Source organism: Streptomyces sp. NPDC004788 (assembly GCF_053601115.1).
Map to the genome: position 1 here is coordinate 1 of NZ_JBSGBF010000055.1, position 16,645 is coordinate 16,645.

A 16,645-nucleotide genomic window follows, 5' to 3' on the forward strand; every position below is an offset into this window, starting at 1 on the left:
GGGCCCAGCGCCCTGCCCCCGGCAGAGGGCCCAGCGCCCCGCCCCGTGCCCGGACGGGCATCCGGCCCCGCGCCCGCCCCGCGCCCGCCCCGCGCCCGTAAGGCCGTCAGACGATCCCCTCGGCGATCTCCGCCTCCTCGCGCGCCGTGCCGTACGACTGCGGCGTGCCGTACGAGCGGCGGGCGACGTACCACCAGACGCTGGCCAGGACGAGGACCACCGCCAGGGCGATCACCGCGTAGTTCATGGTGTCGACGGTGACCGGCGAGCGCTGGGGCAGGCAGAACAGGACGCTGACGAAGGCGACCCAGATCACCGCGATCCAGCCGATCGGGCGGCTCCAGCGGCCCAGGTTCCACGGCCCGGGGACGAAGTCCTTGCCGGCGCGCAGCCGCAGCAGGATCGGGATGGCGTAGGCCGGGGTGATGCCGATGACGTTGATCGCGGTGACGGCACCGTACGCCGTGGCCGAGTAGAGCGAGGGCACGGCGAGCAGCGCCGCGACGACCACCGAGAGCCAGACGGCCGGCACCGGCGTGTGGGTCCTGCTGCTGACGCGGCGCCAGATCGCGGAGCCCGGCAGGGCGTTGTCGCGGCTGAACGCGAAGACCATGCGGCTGGCGGCGGCGACCTCGGCGTTGCCGCAGAAGAGCTGGGCGACGATCACCACGAGCAGCAGGGCCTTGGCACCGCCCTCGCCGAGCGCGTCGAGGAAGATCTGGGCGGGCGGCACGCCGGTCGGGGTGTTCTGGGTGGCCGCGTAGTCCTTGATGGCGAAGGTGAGTCCGGCGAGCAGCGCGAAGCCGGCGATCCAGGAGGCCCAGATGGAGCGGACGATGCCCTTCGCGGCGGCCACGGAGGCGTTGGCGGTCTCCTCCGAGAGGTGGGCGGAGGCGTCGTAGCCGGAGAAGGTGTACTGGGCGAGGAGCAGGCCGATCGCGGCCACGTAGAGCGGGTTGGCCCAGCCGGTGTCGTCGACGAACTTCGTGAAGACGAAGGTCGCGGACTGGTGGTGGTCGGGGACGAGCGCGAGCGCGCCGACGATCAGGGCGACGCCGCCGAGGTGCCACCACACGCTGATCGAGTTGAGGACGCTGACCAGCCGGACGCCGTAGAGGTTGAGCACGGCGTGCACGAGGAGGATCACCAGGAAGGTGACGAAGGTGGACTCGGGGGTGGGGACGATGCCCCACTGGAGGTTGAGGAAGGCACCGGTGAAGAGCGCGGCGCCGTAGTCGATGCCCGCGATGGCGCCGAGCAGACCGAGCAGATTCAGCCAGCCGGTGTACCAGCCCCAGCGGCGGCCGCCGAGCCGGTCGGCCATGTAGTAGAGCGCGCCGGAGGTCGGGTAGGCACTGGTGACCTCGGCGAGCGCGAGGCCGACGCAGAGCACGAACAGGCCGACGCCCGCCCAGCCCCACAGCATCACGGCGGGGCCGCCGGTGCCCAGGCCGAAGCCGTAGAGGGTCATGCAGCCGGAGAGCACGGAGATGACCGAGAAGCTGATGGCGAAGTTGCCGAAGCCGCCCATCCGGCGGGCCAGGACGGGCTGGTAGCCGAGCTCTCTGAGCCGGGCCTCCTCGTCCCGGTGGGCCGGTGGCGGCTTGCGTATCGCGTCGGTGGGAGCGGGGCGGGACATGCGTTCCTCCGGGAGAAGAGGGGGGTCGGGGGACGGGGGAGAACGGGGGTGGGGGGCGTCAGGGGCCGGTGCGGCCTTCGGAGGCGCCCAGGCAACGGGCCCGGGCGCGCAGGAAGACCTCCTCGGCGGGCCCGCGCTCGTCGGGCCGGTCGGTGCGGTACGACCAGGGCTGCGGGGTCCAGAACGGGCCGAGCGACTCGAACACGCGGGCCGCGTCGGGGAACCGCAGCGCGCCGTAGAGCGCGTGCGCCAGGTGGTTGAGGTCGAGCAGGCTGGCTTCCTCGGTGGCGCAGAAGAGGAACCAGGTGTCCATGGCCCGGCGGGTGTCCCGGACCGCGTCCTCGGTCACCCAGTGCAGGTCCAGGGCGCGTTCGTGGCCGCGTTCGCGGCGGTAGCGCTCGACCCGGACGTAGAGCGGCAGGGCGTGCAGGGCGGAGCCCACGGGGGCCATCGACGCGGCCCACTGGGCGTAGTTGACGGCCTCGGAGAGCGGTCCGGAGCGGCGCGCGTACACGAACTGCAGCATCCGGTGGTGCGCCTCGCGGTTGTACGGGTCGCGCTTCTCGGCCTCGGCGAGCAGCCCCCAGGGGCCGGGCGGCAGCATCGGGGCGGGCGGGGCGAGGCGGTGTTCCTCCATGCGCTGCTGTACGTCGAGTACGGAGAGGGCGAGGCGGCCGACCCAGGGCACCGGGTCGGCGGGGGCGCGTTCGGCGGCGGCCAGGCAGGCGGTCCACGCCTCCTGCCACAGCTCGCGGGTGCGGGGGTGGGCGGTGCGGTGGGCGCGTACGGCCCGCTCGACGACGACGCGGGAGTGCATCACGGTGGCGGCGGCGGAGTCGGGCTGTTCGGCGCGCCAGGTCTCGACGACGTCGGTGCCGGCCGCGACGGCGGCGAGCACCTGGGTGCGGCGGGTCCAGCCGGACCAGCCGGAGGTCTCGTCGAGTAATCGGGCCATGGCCACCCAGCGGCCCGTCCGCAGGTCCTGGACGGCGCCGCGCAGGGCGTGGTCGTGACCCGCCGGGTGATAGACGGGCCGGAAGCCTTGCGCCGCCATCAGGCGGCGCGGCGGAAGGTGGGCGACATGGTTCCTCGTGGGGTCGGGGTCGGTGAAGGGGGTGGTCAGTCCCCTTGGGAAGGAGGGCGTGTCCGTCCCGGCCGTTGAACGGCGATCACTATAGAGGTTGCCGGACGTGACCGATCCACTTTTCTCCGTGACCGTAACTAATCAGCCAGCGACCGAATTTGACTTGAAGTCAGCGAATCGGGCGAACCTGACGGCCTCGCACCGGAAGTCTTGACGGAGCGTCCCGGCTGCATCAGGCTGACCGATTCCACGATCAAGGAACCCGGGCGGTCCCCCGGGGGCACGACGATGACAGATCGACGACAGGGAGTCGCACGCATGACGGGCCCGGTACTCGCCGTCGACCAGGGCACGTCGGGCACCAAAGCCCTCGTCGTCTGCCCCGAACGCGGTGTCCTCGGCACCGGTTTCGCCCCGGTGCACCCCCGGGCCCTGCCCGGCGGGCTCGTCGAGGTCGACCCCCGTGAGCTGTACGACTCCGTGGTCGCGGCCGGACGTGAGGCTCTCGCCGCGGCCGGGGAGCCCGCCGTCGCCGTGGGCCTGGCCAACCAGGGCGAGACGGTGCTCGCCTGGGACCCCGCGACCGGCGAACCGCTCGGCGACGCGCTGGTCTGGCAGGACCGCCGGGCGGCCTCGATCTGCGATGAACTCACCGCTCACGCAGCAGAGTTGACACGGATCACCGGCCTGCCCCTCGATCCGTACTTCGCCGCTCCGAAGATGGCCTGGATCCGCCGCAGCCTCACCGGCGCCGGCGTGGTCACGACGAGCGACGCATGGCTGGTGCACCGGCTCACGGGCGCCTTCGTCACCGACGCGGCCACGGCCGGCCGCACCGGACTGCTCGACCTGGACACTGTCGCCTGGTCCGACACCGCGCTCGACGTCTACGGACTCGGCGCGGAGCGGCTGCCGCGCGTCGTCGACTGCGACACGCCCGTCGGCACCACCACCGCCTTCGGCCCGCCGCTCCCCCTCACCGGGCTCCTCGTCGACCAGCAGGCCGCCCTGCTCGCCCAGGACGTGACCGCGCCCGGCACCGCCAAGTGCACTTACGGCACCGGGGCGTTCCTGCTCGCCCAGACCGGGCCCGCGCCGCGCCGCGGCGACTCCGGCCTGGTCGCCTGCGTCGCCTGGCGGCTCGCCGGGCGCACCAGCTACTGCCTGGACGGACAGGTCTACACGGCCGCCTCCGCCGTCCGCTGGCTCACCGACCTCGGGGTGATCGGCGGCGCCCGGGACCTCGACCCGGTCGGCGGCGCCGTCCCCGACTCCGGCGGCGTCACCTTCGTCCCGGCCCTCGCCGGTCTCGCCGCCCCCTGGTGGCGCGGCGACGTCCGCGGCTCGCTCACCGGCCTCGGCCTGGACACCCGGCCCGGCCATCTGGTCCGCGCCCTCTGCGAGGGCATCGCCGCCCAGGTCACGGAGCTGGCCACGGCCGCGGGCGGCGACCTCGGCACCCCGCTCACCACCCTGCGCGTCGACGGCGGCCTCACCCGCTCGGCCCTGCTCATGCAGACCCAGGCCGACCTCCTCCAGCGGCCCGTCGAGGTCTCCGCCCTTCCCGACGCGACCGCCCTCGGCGTCGCGGCCGTCGCCCGCCTCGGCCACTCCCCCGGCCTCCCCGTCCACGAGGCCGTCCCGGAGTGGAAGCCCTCGGCGGTCTACGAGCCGCGGATCACCGCCGACGAGGCCGCGGACCGCCTGGGCCGGTTCCGCACGGCCGTGGCGGCGCTGCTCGCCGGCGCCGAAGGAGACGCCGGCCACGCCGACGGAGACGCCGACCACGCCGAAGGGCCCGCGGCATGACCGTCACCCGGCGCGGGGTGCTGCCGGACAGTTCGGCGCCCGCAGCCGCGTACGACGTCACCGTCGTCGGCGCGGGCGTGGTGGGCTGCGCCATCGCCCGTGAGCTGGCCCGCCACTCGCTGCGGGTCGCGCTCGTGGAGGCGAGCGGGGACATCGGCGAGGGCAGCTCGAAGGCCAACACCGCGATCCTGCACACCGGTTTCGACGCCGTGCCCGGCTCCCTGGAGGCCCGCCTCGTCCGCGAGGGCGCCGGGCTGCTCGCCGCGTACGCGGAGGAGACCGGCATCCCCGTCGAGCCCGTCGGCGCGCTGCTCGTCGCCTGGGACGAGGAGCAGCTCGCCGCGCTGCCCCGCCTCGCCGACAAGGCCGTCCGCAACGGGCACCACGGCACCCGGCCGCTGACCGCCGACGAACTGTACGCGCGCGAGCCACACTTGGGGCCGGGTGGGCTCGGCGCGCTCGACGTGCCGGGCGAGGCGGTCGTCTGCCCGTGGACGACCCCGCTCGCGTACGCCACGCAGGCCGTGCGCTCCGGCGTCGACCTGCACCTGGAGTGCCCGGTGGAGAAGGTCCACCCGGGAGGACCGGGAGGACCGGGAGGAGCCGGGACGCCGCACCGGCTGGTCACCCGGCGCGGGGTGCTGCGCACCCGTTTCCTGGTCAACGCCTGCGGGCTGTACGCGGACGCCTTCGACGCCCTGATGGGACGCTACGACTTCACGGTCACCCCGCGGCGCGGACAGCTCGTGGTCTTCGACAAGTTCGCGCGCGGCCTGGTCCGGCACATCCTGCTGCCGGTGCCGGGCGCGCTCGGCAAGGGCGTGCTGATCGCGCCGACCGTGTACGGCAACGTGCTGCTCGGCCCGACCGCGGAGGACCTGGACGACAGGACGGCGACCGGCTCGACCGCCGAGGGGCTCGCCTCGCTGCGCGCGCAGGGCGGCCGGATCCTGCCCGCGCTGCTCGACGAGGAGGTCACCGCCGTCTACGCGGGCCTGCGCGCCGCCACCGGCGCCGAGGACTACCGGATCGCCGCCCACCCCGAGCTGCGGTACGTGACGGTCGGCGGCATCCGCTCCACCGGCCTGACGGCCTCGATGGCCCTCGGCCGGCACACGGTGGAGCTGCTCGCCGGCGCGGGCCTGGAACTCGGCGCCGAACGGCCGCTCGCGCACGTACGGATGCCGAACCTCGGCGAGGCGTTCCCCCGGCCGTACCGGGACGCCGGGCTGATCGCCCGCGACCCCGCGTACGGCACGATCGTCTGCCACTGCGAGCGGGTGACCCGCGGCGAGATCCGCGACGCCCTGGCCTCCACCGTGCCGCCCGCGTCCCTGGACGGACTGCGGCGCCGCACCCGGGCCCGGGCGGGCCGGTGCCAGGGCTTCTCCTGCGGGGCGGCGGTACGGGCGCTGTTCGAGGAGGGCGTGCGGTGAACCGAACGGTGGACGTGGTGATCGTGGGCGCGGGCCCGGCGGGGCTCGCCGCGGCGGCCCGGCTCGCGGCGGCGGGCGCGGGCCGGGTGGAGGTCCTGGAGCGGGAGGCGGCGCCCGGCGGGGTTCCCCGGCACTGCGCGCGTCCCGGCTTCGGCGCGTGGCCGGGCCCGGTCTATGCCCGCCGGACGGTGCGGGCGGCGGTTCGGGCCGGGGCCGTCGTACGGACCGGGGCGAGCGCGACCGGCTGGGCGGGCCCCCTCACGCTCGAGGTCACGGCGCCCACCGGCCCGGAGCGGATCACGGCCCGGGCGGTGCTCCTCGCCACGGGCGCGCGGGAGCGGCCGCGCAGCGCGCGCCTGGTGCCGGGCTCCCGGCCCGCCGGGGTGCTGAGCACGGGTGAACTCCAGCAGTCCGTCGAGCTGTTCGGGCTGCGCGGCGAGCGCGTCGGGAGCCGCGCGGTCGTCGTCGGCTCCGACCCGGTGGCCCGGCACGCGGTCCGCACCCTGCAGCGGGCCGGGGTCACGGTGGCGGCCGTCGTCGCGGACAGGCCCCGGGGACCGCGGGTCCCGGGCACACCCGTCCTGCGGGGGACGACGGTGACCGAACTCGTGGGCCGCGGGCGGCTGACGGGCGTCCGGGTACGCGGCGCCGACGGCCGTACCGGGCTGCTGCGCTGCGACACGGTGGTGTTCACGGGCGACTGGCTGCCGGACCACGAACTGGCCCGGTCGGGCGGCGTCTCCCTGGACCGGGCCACCCGGGGCCCGTCCGTCGACTCCGCCTTCCGTACGCCGGTGCCGGGCGTCTTCGCGGCCGGCAACCTGCTCCGGGGCGTCGAACCGGCCACGGCGGCAGCGGCGGAGGGCCGCGCCGCGGCGGCGTCGGTCCTGGAACATCTGGCGGGCGCGCCGTGGCCCGCGCCGGGTGTGCCGCTGGTCGCGGCGGGCGAGCTGCGCTGGCTGTCGCCGGGCCGGCTCACGGCAACGGCGCCGGCTCTGGCACCGGCGCCGGCCGATCCTGTCCTGCTGCTTCGTCCCGCAACCCGCCTGGTCCGGCCGGTACTGACCATCACCCAGGACGAACGGGTGGTGCAGGAACGACGGCTGCCCGCCCTGCTGGACCCGCACCGCTCGCTGCGGCACGCGGCCGGCTGGGTGGAGGACGTGGACCCGCAGGGCGGTCCGGTGACCGTGTCCCTGCAAGGGCTTTAGGGGCTGTCAGCGGCTTTTGGCGGCTTTTGGCGGCTGACAGCCGGGTCGGCCCGGCCGGAGGTCAGCTCGCCGCGACCGGTCCGATGGTCAGCGAGTGCACCGTCGGGCCCGCGCAGTGGTCCGTCTTCCACGGGACGAAGAGCGCGGCCTTCTGATCCGGCGGGTAGATCCGCAGGCCCTCGGCGGGAGAGAGCTTGCACTGCGCCGGGTCGTAACCGCTGACGCCGTTCGCGTCGCGCAGCTTGGCGCTCGCCCGTCCGCCGGGCTTGAGGGTGACGGTGGTGACCGTCCCCGGCTCGCGCACGGCGGCGTTGCCGGACTGCACCCCGTTCTGCGCCACATAGGACACACCCGGGTAGCCGGTCATCGTGCACGTGACGGTCGAGGTGTTGGTGAACACCAGGGTCGCGTAGATCGAACCCGCGGCGGGTTCGGGGGTCGTCAGGGCGGCCGAGAGCTGGCTGCTCCTGCACTCCTGGGGAGCGCCGCCGCTCGGGTGGGTCGTCCGGGTGGTGCTCCCGGACGAGGAGGGCGGGGGCTGCGGGGCCGACGGGGAGCTCGTACCACCGGACGGCGCGTTCGGCGCGGAGGAAGCCGGCGGGTTCGAAGGGGCCGACGCGGTCGGAGGGGCCGACGGATTCGGGGCGGGGGCGCTCGGGGTGGAGGAGGACGAACAAGCCGTCAGTGCCAGCGACGCGGCGGCGAGGGCCACGACCGGGAGCACGGCCCTCCCTGCCTTCGGCCGTGGCGGCTTCGGGACGGCAGCGTCCCGTCCGCTTCGAGCCGGCCATGGCGGCATCCCGCGTCGTCCGCGCCCGCGCGGTTCCACTTCGCCCGTCCCGGCGCTGCCGGGGTGGCTCGAACGTGCCTCGATCATGTCTTCACGGTACGCCCGCCCTGCCACTCGGCACCAGAGCCCTGACCTCGCCCGGGCCCCGTCCGGGGCGCTCCGCGCGGGCCGGCGGCGCCGAGCGCGCAGGACCGCCCCGGCCAGCCGTCGTTGCCCTACGAGACCGTCTCCTCCAGGAGGGCGCCGAGGCGGTCGAGGACGTGCGGCCAGCCGTGGCCCATTCCCTCGAACGCCTTGCGCCCGAGCGGCGAGTCGAGGTCGAAGCCGGCGTGGGTGAGGAAGAGGCGGGTGCCCCTGCCCTCCGGTTCGAGGCGCCAGGTGATCGTGGTGTCGAGGGAGCCCTCGGCGAAGCGGTACGCGAGGAGGCGCTCGGGAACGGCCTCGGTCACCTCGCAGGGCTGGCTGCCGAAGTTGCCCATGTCGAGGGTGAAGCGGTGGCCGACGACCGGCTTGACGTCCCCGGCGGCCCACCAGCGGGCGTGCAGCTCGGGGTCGGTGAGCGCGGCCCAGACGGCGGCCGGCGGGTGGGGCAGGAACCGGGTGAGGCGGATGGTGTCGTTCCCGGGCTGGTCGCTCATGTCTCGTTCTCCTCGTTCTCGTCGCGCCCGTGCTCCCGGCGCTGCTCCCGGTGCTGGTCCCGCTGCTCGTCGAGCAGGTCCGCCAGGGCGTCCAGGCGCTGCTTCCAGTAGTGCTCGAAGGGATGCAGCCACTCGCTCACCTCGGCGAGCGGGTCCGGCTTCAGGTGGTAGTAGCGGTGTCGGCCGCGGGGCTCCTCCCGCACCAGACCGGCGGACTTGAGCACGGCCAGGTGCTCGGAGACGGCGGGTCGGCCGAGCGCGAAGAGCCCGGCCAGTTCGCCGGTGGAGCGCGGGCCGTCCCGCAGCGTTTCGAGCAGTTTGCGGCGCACCGGATTGGCCAGCACGCCGAACACGTCGGTGGGCATGCCACCACGATACGTCGGGATTCTCCGACGCGTCAAAGATTTCCGACGGGTCGGTCCGGCCTGTGACCGGTGAGTGACGGGGGCGCGCGGGACCGGGGTCCGCCACACTGGGCCCCATGCCCGAGAAGCGCAGCGCCGGTCTCCTCCTCTTCCGCCGCACGGCGGACGGCGGCACGGAGGTCCTGATCGCCCACATGGGCGGCCCGTTCTGGGCCTCGCGGTCCGAGGCGGCCTGGTCGGTCCCCAAAGGCGAGTACGAGCCCGGCGAGCCGCCCGAGGCCGCGGCGCGCCGGGAGTTCGAGGAGGAACTGGGGCTTCCGGCGCCTGACGGGGAGTGGATCGCGCTCGGCGAGGTGCGGCAGCGCAACGGAAAGCTCGTCACCGTCTGGGCCGTGGAGGCGGATCTCGACCCGGCGGCGGTGGTGCCGGGGAGCTTCACGATGGAGTGGCCGCGCGGTTCGGGCGTGCAGCGCGAGTTCCCGGAGGTCGACCGGGTCGGCTGGTACGGACTCCCGGCGGCCGAACCGCTTCTGGTGGCGGGTCAGCGGGAGTTCCTGGCGCGGCTCGCGGCGCACCTGGACGCCGCCGGGGCCTGATTGTCAGACCCGTACGAGAGGGTGGAGGGCGTCAGTCTCGAACGAACCGACAGGGAGCCCGACATGACGACCGCCACCGGCCGCGAGCGCGCCGCCGCCCAGGCCTATCTGCGACTGCTCGAATCCACCCAGGCCGTGCTCTCCGACCCGCGCCTCGAGCCGTACGCGGCGGCGATGCTCACCCATCCGATGGCGGAGGCCGACGCGGCGCTGCGAGAAGCGGGGCTCTCCGGGAACGAGGCACGACTGCTCGGCCTGGTCGCCGCCCTGCGGGCCTCCCCCGCACCAGAACGAGGGAGGGCCGGGTGAGGGGGTCGCCGCGAGCTCGGGTCGCCGAGGGCGCCGGCCACCGCCCTGAAACTCGCACGGGTCATCGCGAGGGCGGCGGTCACCGCCGTGCGGCGGTCCATCGCACGGGCCATGCCGGGCGGCGGCCACCGTCCTGAGGCGGTCCATCGCACTGAGTCGGTCTGTCGCCGTGAGGCAGTCCGTCACCCTGAGGTGGTCCGTCGCCTTGAGGCGGTCCGTCGCCCTGAGGGGGTCCGTCGCCCTGAGGCGGTCCGTCGCCCTGAGGTGGTCCGTCGCACGGGCTGCGTCGAGACCGGGCGGCCGCCCTGCGGACCGCGGCCTGGCGCGCCGCGGCCCGGCAGGCCGCCGTTCAGCCGACCGTCTCCCCCATCGGCTCGGTGGGCTCGTCCTCCCCCGCCCGCCTCGGGTGACGGCCGTGGAGTTCGGCGAGACCGCGGCGGGTGGTGGCGAGGACGACGCGGTCGCCGGCGCCGAGGACCGTGCCGGCCGGGAGCTCCCAGGCCGGGACGTAGCCGGAGCGGTCGTGCGGGACGCCGGCGTCGCCGCGGGCGATGACGCGCCAGGCACCCGGGCGGAACGCCTCCGCGACCGTGCGGCCGTTCAGGAGGGGATGGTCGGCGACGTCGAGGGCGGCGAAGAGAAGCACCCTGCGTTCGACCGGGAGCGCGCCGAGGATCTGGCGGCCGATCATCGACCCGGCGAAGGCGGGCGCCGCCAGGTGCGAAACGCTGCGGCTGCGGGTGACGGCGTGCGGGTAGGCGGTGCGCAGGGTGCGGTAGACGGCGGTGGCGAAGTCGTCGTCGTAGAGGCGCAGTGCGACCCGCAGCTCGGGGCTGAGCGAGCGGGCGTGCAGCGCGGCCTCCAGGTTCGTGATGTCGACGCTGGTGAGGGCGAGCAGGGCGCCGGCGCGGTGGATGCGGGCCGCCTCCAGGACCCCCTCCTCCGTGACGTCGCCGATGACGGTCGGCACCCGCAGCCGCCGGGCGAGCGCGAGCCCGCGCGCCTCCGGGTCGGCCTCGACGCAGACCACGGGGATGTCCATGCGGCGCAGCCGGGCGAGGACGCGGGTGCCGACCTTGCCGAGGCCGAGGAGCACGACGTGCCCGGAGAGTCCGCGCGGCGGGCGGCGCAGCGTGGTCGCGCTGCGGAAGGTGCCGAAGGCCTCCAGGAGCGCGGCGATCACCACGGGCAGCAGGAGCAGTCCGACGAATCCGGCGAGGATCTGCAGCACCTGACGGCTGGTCGGCTCGCCGACGGCCGGATCGCCGATGGCGAAGATGTCGAGCAGGATCAGATAGGCCGCGTGCAGCGGATGGTCGCCGGTGGTGAGCGTGGACGCCAGCGCGAGGGCGACGACGGCGGCCGCGACCCCGGCGAGCGACCAGCGCAGCCGCCGCGAGAACAGCGAGCCGACGGGCAGCGCGGAGGCACTGAGCCAGCCGGGGGTCTGCGCCGGGCCCTCGTACCGGACCGTCTCGAGCGCGACGACGCCCCGCCCGGTCGCGGCGGCCACCTCGGCGTCGCCGGGCAGCAGCCGCGGCCGCTGGTCGCCGCTGCGCTCGGAGCCCTCGCAGCCGGCCGGGTCGCCGGCGGTCGCGGAGAGCAGGGCGAGCGGGCACAGGCCCGGGTCGGCGACCTCGCCCGGCGCGGGCGGGGTGCGGTCCACGGCGTGCAGCAGCAGACCGCCCGCCTGGATGACCTTCTTGCTGCCGGCGACGGCGGTGGCCGCGAGCGCGGGCGCGGCGGTGTCCGCGTCGGAGAGCACGGTCGTGGCGGCGTCCAGCTTGCCGGGGTCGAGGCCCGGTTCGACGACGGCCGCGGCCTGGTCGAGGAGGGTGGCCAGGTGCTGGCCGAGGCGGCGGTTGTAGAGCCGGATGACCAGCCGGAGGCGCGGGTTGAGCCGGCGCGCGGTGAGCGCGGTACGGATGTTGCGCTCGTCGTCCTCGTGGACGAGGGCCAGCGCTGCGGCCCGCTCGACGCCCGCGTCGAGCAGCACGGCGTCGTCGACCTCGGCGGTCTCGACGACCCGGACCGCCGGCCGGTCCTCGACGGCCCCGGCCCCGCCACCGGCCCCGCCGCCCGTCCCGCCACCGGCCCCGCCACCCGTCCCGGTGCCGGTGGTGCGGGTGACGGCGGCCGTCACCCGCCCGAAGAGCGCCATGGCCCGGCCTGGGCGCGGGGCGGGGCGCCCGGTCCGGTCGGCCCGCCCGGACCGCTCGCCGGGCGGCGGGACGAGCAGGGTGACCCGCTCCCCGTACATCTCGTTGAGTTCGGCCGAGAGCCGGTGGGCGAGGACGTCGTCGCCGCAGACGATCATGTGCTCCGACGGCGGCGGGGCACCCGTCGGGGCAACGGGCCTGCTCTGATACGGGAGTGAGGACACGTCACCAGGATGCCCTGTCGCCCGGAAGGCCTGGGCGGCCCGGGTCGGTTGCCTACCAGGGGGGCGGGGGCCGGCGTTGCGACGCGGAGGGCGGGCTCACTCGGCCTCCCCCGTGCGCCGGCGGCGTCTGGCTCCGCTTCGGCGCCCGCCGCCCCGCGCCGGCGACCCGACACCGACACGGCGGCGATCCGCTGGTGCCCGATGGTGACCGATGGCAACCCAAAGGTCCGTCGGCGCTGCCGACCCGCCGGCGACCGGATCGGGGCCCGGCGCCGACCCATCGGCGGCCCGGTCGGGACCGGTCGGGACCCGCGCCCCGACCCGTCGGCGGCGGTCTCCTACGCCGGTCGGCGCAGTCCGATCTGCGGGCCGCGGGCGGCGTTCCTACGGTGGCTGAATGATCGTCATGCCAGCTCTCCGCCATGCCGCCGCCGGTGCCGCGGCGTTGCTGCTCGCCCTGCCGGTCCCGGCGGCCTCGGCCGCCGCCGTCGCGGAGCCCACCCCGCCCGCGCGCTCCTTCGTCGATCCCGCCCGGCTCGACCGCTCCGGCACGCAGGTGCAGCCGCTGCGTGGCGCCCCCGAGCTGCCGTCCGTCTCCGCGCTGTCCTGGCTGGTGGCCGACGCGGGCACGGGCGAGGTGCTCGCGGCGCGCAGCGCGCACCGGCCGCTGCCGCCTGCCAGCACGCTGAAGACGCTGTTCGCGCTGACGGCGCTGCCGCACCACGCGCCGGACGAGCGCCACACCGTCCGCGACGAGGAGCTGGAGGGCATCGGCGAGGGCAGCAGCATGGTGGGCGTGAAGGAGGGCTTCACCTACAAGGTGTCGGACCTGTGGAACGGGGTCTTCCTCAGCTCGGGCAACGACGCCGTGCACGTGCTCGCCGCCATGAACGGCGGCTGGAAGTCGATGACGAAGCAGATGCAGGAGAAGGCCCGTTCGCTCGGCGCCCGCGACACCCGGGTGGTCTCGCCGGACGGCTACGACGCGCCGGGTCAGGTGTCCTCCGCGTACGACCTGGCGGTGTTCGGGCGGGCGGGGCTCCAGGACCCGCAGTTCACCCGCTACTGCTCGACCGCGTACGCGGACTTCCCGGCCGGCGGATCGTCGTACGGCATCGCCAACACCAACCGGCTGCTCACGGGCGCGGACGGGGTGGCGCGCTACCCCGGGCTCATCGGCGTGAAGAACGGCTACACGAGCAACGCGGGCAACACCCTGGTCGCCGCCGCCCGGCGCGGCGGGCGGACCCTGGTGGTGTCGGTGATGAACCCGCAGGGCGGCGGGTTCTCCGTGTACGAGGAGGCGCGGGAGCTGCTCGACTGGGGCTTCGACGCGTGGGGCCGGGTGCAGCCGGTGGGCTCCCTGAAGCCCGCGAAGGGCCTGCTCAAGGCTCCCGGAACGGTGCCCTCGCCGGAGTCGGTGCAGGCCCGGGCCCGGGCCCAGGCGAAGGGCCAGGCGAAGGCGGGCCCTGGGACCGGTGCCGACGTACAGGCCGCGGCGGCGGCCGGCGGCCACGGCGCCGCCAAGGTCGCCGCCCCGTCCGGCGGTGCCTCGGGGCTGCCGCTCGCCCTGGTGGGTTCGGCGCTCGGCGCGGCGCTCTCGTTGTGGCTGTGGCGTCGCTTCGGCGCCCGCGGCAACTGACGGACGGGGACCGGGCCCGCACCGTTCGGCGGTGGCCGAACCGCGGGGCGCCTACCGTCGTCCGGACGCCGCCCGGGAGCCGCCCGGGGCGGCCTGCCGGGAGGAACGGGCGATGAGCACGGACAGGACGACGGACCGGACGACGGACTGCACGACGGACAGGGCGACGGAGGGGGCGTACGCGGCGCGGGTCGCACGGCGGTTTCGCGAGGTGAACGGCGGGCATCCGATGACGGCCGAGGACGACGCGTACGTGAGCGCGCAGTTCACGCCCCTGGAGACGCTGTGCGCCGCACTCGGCAGGGACGCGGCGCAGACGCGGCGGCAGATGCTGGCAGGGCTGCTGCCGCTGCCCGGGTATCTGCGCTCGGACGGCGCGCAGATGGTCCCGCACGATCTGTTCGCGCTCGCCGACGCGGCGGGCGGTCCGGAGCGGCTGCGCGACTGGTTCACGGCGCACTGGGCGGATCCGGTGGTGGGCACCGCCGAGTGGGAGGCGTATCGGAGCGGGCAGTACGTGTGTCTGCACCGGGTCGCGCCGGACACCATCATGCGCAAGGACGAACTGACGGCCGCGATCACGGACGCCGTCCGTTCGCCGCGGCCGGAGTCCCCGCTGTGGTCGGCCGCGCTGCATGCCCTGGTCGACGAGCTGGACGTGCTGGAACCTGGCTTCGCGCCCTACGACCGGCTCCGTTTCGGCGGGCCGACCTCCCGGGACACCTGTATCGATGCCGTACGGCACCGCTTCCCCCGCCCGTGACGGACCGGCCCATGGTGGTGTGCCGATCAGGTGGGGTCCATCTCCTCGGGACGGGGGCGCTCGTCACCCGTCAGATGACGGCGCGACCAGCGGAGCAGCAGCCGCAGCAGGCACACCAGGGTGAGCACCCAGACGACGGCGAAGCCCCCCATGAGCACCGGGATACCGGTGGCGACGGCCGCCGCGAAGAGGGCGACCGCCGCCGCACCGAATACGACCGCGGCGGGGCCCAGGAGCCGAACGCGGCGGAACCGGATCCGCAGCCGGCGGGTGCCGAGGGCCCGGGCGAAGGAGGCGTCCGTGGCCAGGTCTTGTTCGATCTCGTCGAGGATCCGCCGCTCGCGCGGCGAGAGCCGTGAACCCGATCCGTCCATCGCCGGCACCTCCCACCCGTGGCCGATCGAGCTAGTCGGCGCTTACCCCGCTCACGCTCGTCGAACCGCACACGCCGAGGCCGGGCGCGGTCTGCGCCACGTAGCGCTCGGCGGCGCGCACCGCCTGGCGTGCGCTGCGTTCTCCCATCAGGACGCACAGCGTGTACGCGGTGTCCTCGAAGCGCCGTCGGGCGGCCAGGTCGTAGGGCGTGGTCAGGACCAGCCGCTCCTGGGCTCGGAAGGTGCGCAGCAGGCGGTCGATCGTGGTTCTGTCCGGGAGCAGCATCCGGTCCTCCGGTCCTTCTGAGACGGCCGTACGGCCACGCGGTCGTGCGCTGACGCGGCCACGCGGTCGTGCGGTGACGCGGTCACGCGGCCGTGCGGCCGTGCGGCCGTGCGGCCGTGCGCTGATGCGGCCGTACGGCCCACTGGTCCCCCGGCCCGTCCATCGTGGGGTCAGCCGCTCACGCGCGCGACCGATGGCGTCACGATGTGTCACCGGCACCGCTCCGGCGGGTTCCCCCGCATGCGCGGGCGCCCGCGATGGCGGAAGGTCGAGACATGAACCCGAGCGAGCGACTGCGCGTGGTGGTCACCGGCGCCACCGGGAACGTCGGGACGAGTCTGATGCGGGCCCTGGAGCGGGAGCCGCGGGTCGCGTCCGTCCTCGGCCTGGCCCGCCGCCGGCCCCAACTGGCGCTGGAACGGACCGAGTGGGCGGAGGTCGACCTGTCACGGGAGGGCGACGCGCCGCGGCTCGCCCAGTACGTGGCGGACGCGGACGCGGTGGTCCATCTGGCGTGGCGCTTCCAGCCGACGCACGATCCGGTGGAGACGTGGCGGGCCAATGTGCTCGGCTCGGTACGGGTCTTCGACGCGGTCGCCGCCGCGCGCGTCCCGGTCCTGGTGTGCGCCTCCTCGGTCGGCGCCTACTCGCCCGGCCCCGAAGGAGGCGCGCCGGTGTCGGAGGGGTGGCCGACGCACGGCTGGCCGGGCGCCGCGTACACCCGGGAGAAGGCCTATCTGGAGCGGGTCCTGGACACCTTCGAACGCGATCATCCGCAGACGCGGGTGGTGCGGATGCGGCCCTGCTTCCTGTTCAAGGAGGAGTCGGCGAGCGAGCAGCGGCGGATCTTCGCCGGACGGTGGTTCCCCGGGCAGCTGTTCCGCCCGGAGTTCGTTCCGCTCGTGCCGGAGCTGTCCGGCCTGAGCTTCCAGGCCCTGCACACCGACGACGCCGCCGACGCCTATCGGCGGGCGCTGCTGCGGGACGTGCGGGGCCCGTTCAACCTGGCGGCCGAGCCGGTCGTCGACGTGGAGGTGCTCGCCGGGATGCTCGGCGCGCGACCGGTGAAGGTGCCGAACTCGGCGGTCCGCGGCGCCCTTTCGGCGGCCTGGCGGATGCGTCTGCTGCCCGCCTCGCCCGATCTCTTCGACGCGGTGCTGCGGCTGCCGCTGCTCGCCACCGACCGGGCGCGGCACGAGCTGGGCTGGGAGCCGTCCAAGACCTCGGTCGAGGCCCTGGAGGCCTTTCTGCGCGGCGCCCGCACGGGCGGCGGCGACGCCACCGAACCCATGGCCGGCCGCCGCTTCGGCTGACCGGCCG

The 16,645-nt window shown here is 75.2% G+C and carries 16 protein-coding genes; 8 read left to right on the forward strand and 8 right to left on the reverse strand.

Annotation, left to right across the window (positions count from 1 at the left end; translation table 11 throughout):
- Positions 1–106: 106 nt before the first annotated feature.
- Positions 107–1,639 carry an amino acid permease gene (locus ACWEJX_RS23055; RefSeq protein ID WP_451609302.1) on the reverse strand — a complete coding sequence of 511 codons (1,533 nt, stop codon included), beginning with the start codon at positions 1,637–1,639 and terminating at the stop codon, positions 107–109.
- A gap of 58 nt (positions 1,640–1,697) precedes the next feature.
- Positions 1,698–2,693: a hypothetical protein gene (locus tag ACWEJX_RS23060; RefSeq protein WP_451609303.1), complete on the reverse strand. Its 996-nt coding sequence runs from the start codon at positions 2,691–2,693 to the stop codon at positions 1,698–1,700.
- Positions 2,694–3,041: 348 nt separating this feature from the next.
- On the opposite strand from ACWEJX_RS23060, the gene ACWEJX_RS23065 reads away from it, so the two are divergent.
- From ACWEJX_RS23065 to ACWEJX_RS23075, 3 genes are read left to right on the forward strand one after another with little or no spacing between them, the layout of a single operon-like run.
- On the forward strand, positions 3,042–4,532 hold the full coding sequence (locus ACWEJX_RS23065; RefSeq protein ID WP_451609304.1) for an FGGY family carbohydrate kinase: 1,491 nt from the start codon (positions 3,042–3,044) through the stop codon (positions 4,530–4,532).
- Positions 4,529–5,968 (forward strand): FAD-dependent oxidoreductase, encoded by a 1,440-nt coding sequence (locus ACWEJX_RS23070; RefSeq protein ID WP_451609305.1) that lies wholly within the window; start codon positions 4,529–4,531, stop codon positions 5,966–5,968. Before ACWEJX_RS23065 ends, ACWEJX_RS23070 begins: the two co-directional genes overlap by 4 nt.
- Entirely contained in the window at positions 5,965–7,179 is a 1,215-nt protein-coding gene (locus tag ACWEJX_RS23075) for an FAD-dependent oxidoreductase (protein WP_451609306.1), read from the forward strand. Before ACWEJX_RS23070 ends, ACWEJX_RS23075 begins: the two co-directional genes overlap by 4 nt.
- Positions 7,180–7,240: 61 nt before the next feature.
- On the opposite strand, the gene ACWEJX_RS23080 is transcribed toward ACWEJX_RS23075, so the two are convergent.
- From ACWEJX_RS23080 to ACWEJX_RS23090, 3 genes are all read right to left on the reverse strand, one after another.
- Positions 7,241–8,056: a DUF4232 domain-containing protein gene (locus ACWEJX_RS23080; protein ID WP_451609307.1), complete on the reverse strand. Its 816-nt coding sequence runs from the start codon at positions 8,054–8,056 to the stop codon at positions 7,241–7,243.
- Positions 8,057–8,184: 128 nt separating this feature from the next.
- A complete protein-coding gene (locus ACWEJX_RS23085) occupies positions 8,185–8,607 on the reverse strand; it encodes an SRPBCC family protein (protein WP_451609308.1) in 423 nt (140 codons plus the stop codon).
- Positions 8,604–8,972, reverse strand: coding sequence for an ArsR/SmtB family transcription factor (locus ACWEJX_RS23090; protein WP_451609309.1), 369 nt, complete (start codon positions 8,970–8,972; stop codon positions 8,604–8,606). Before ACWEJX_RS23090 ends, ACWEJX_RS23085 begins: the two co-directional genes overlap by 4 nt.
- 116 nt (positions 8,973–9,088) lie before the next feature.
- Between ACWEJX_RS23090 and ACWEJX_RS23095 the strand changes: the two genes are divergently transcribed.
- The gene (locus ACWEJX_RS23095) at positions 9,089–9,568 is read left to right on the forward strand and encodes an NUDIX domain-containing protein (RefSeq protein WP_451609310.1); all 480 of its coding nucleotides are present in this window, start codon (positions 9,089–9,091) and stop codon (positions 9,566–9,568) included.
- Positions 9,569–9,631: 63 nt separating this feature from the next.
- Positions 9,632–9,877, forward strand: a complete 246-nt coding sequence (locus ACWEJX_RS23100) for a hypothetical protein (RefSeq protein WP_451609311.1) — start codon at positions 9,632–9,634, stop codon at positions 9,875–9,877.
- Positions 9,878–10,226: 349 nt separating this feature from the next.
- Here ACWEJX_RS23100 and ACWEJX_RS23105 read toward each other — a convergent pair whose 3' ends face one another.
- Entirely contained in the window at positions 10,227–12,194 is a 1,968-nt protein-coding gene (locus ACWEJX_RS23105; protein ID WP_451609343.1) for an NAD-binding protein, read from the reverse strand.
- Between the two features lie 463 nt (positions 12,195–12,657).
- Between ACWEJX_RS23105 and ACWEJX_RS23110 the strand changes: the two genes are divergently transcribed.
- A complete protein-coding gene (locus tag ACWEJX_RS23110; RefSeq protein WP_451609312.1) occupies positions 12,658–13,902 on the forward strand; it encodes a D-alanyl-D-alanine carboxypeptidase family protein in 1,245 nt (414 codons plus the stop codon).
- A 112-nt stretch (positions 13,903–14,014) separates the two neighbouring features.
- Entirely contained in the window at positions 14,015–14,665 is a 651-nt protein-coding gene (locus ACWEJX_RS23115; RefSeq protein ID WP_451609313.1) for a DUF6058 family natural product biosynthesis protein, read from the forward strand.
- Positions 14,666–14,691: 26 nt separating this feature from the next.
- Here the strand turns inward: ACWEJX_RS23115 and ACWEJX_RS23120 are convergent, their stop codons facing one another.
- A complete protein-coding gene (locus tag ACWEJX_RS23120; protein WP_451609314.1) occupies positions 14,692–15,039 on the reverse strand; it encodes a DUF3040 domain-containing protein in 348 nt (115 codons plus the stop codon).
- 31 nt (positions 15,040–15,070) lie between these two features.
- Positions 15,071–15,325, reverse strand: coding sequence for a DUF5133 domain-containing protein (locus tag ACWEJX_RS23125; protein ID WP_451609315.1), 255 nt, complete (start codon positions 15,323–15,325; stop codon positions 15,071–15,073).
- A 275-nt stretch (positions 15,326–15,600) separates the two neighbouring features.
- On the opposite strand from ACWEJX_RS23125, the gene ACWEJX_RS23130 reads away from it, so the two are divergent.
- The gene (locus ACWEJX_RS23130; protein ID WP_451609316.1) at positions 15,601–16,638 is read left to right on the forward strand and encodes an NAD-dependent epimerase/dehydratase family protein; all 1,038 of its coding nucleotides are present in this window, start codon (positions 15,601–15,603) and stop codon (positions 16,636–16,638) included.
- Positions 16,639–16,645 lie beyond the last annotated feature (7 nt).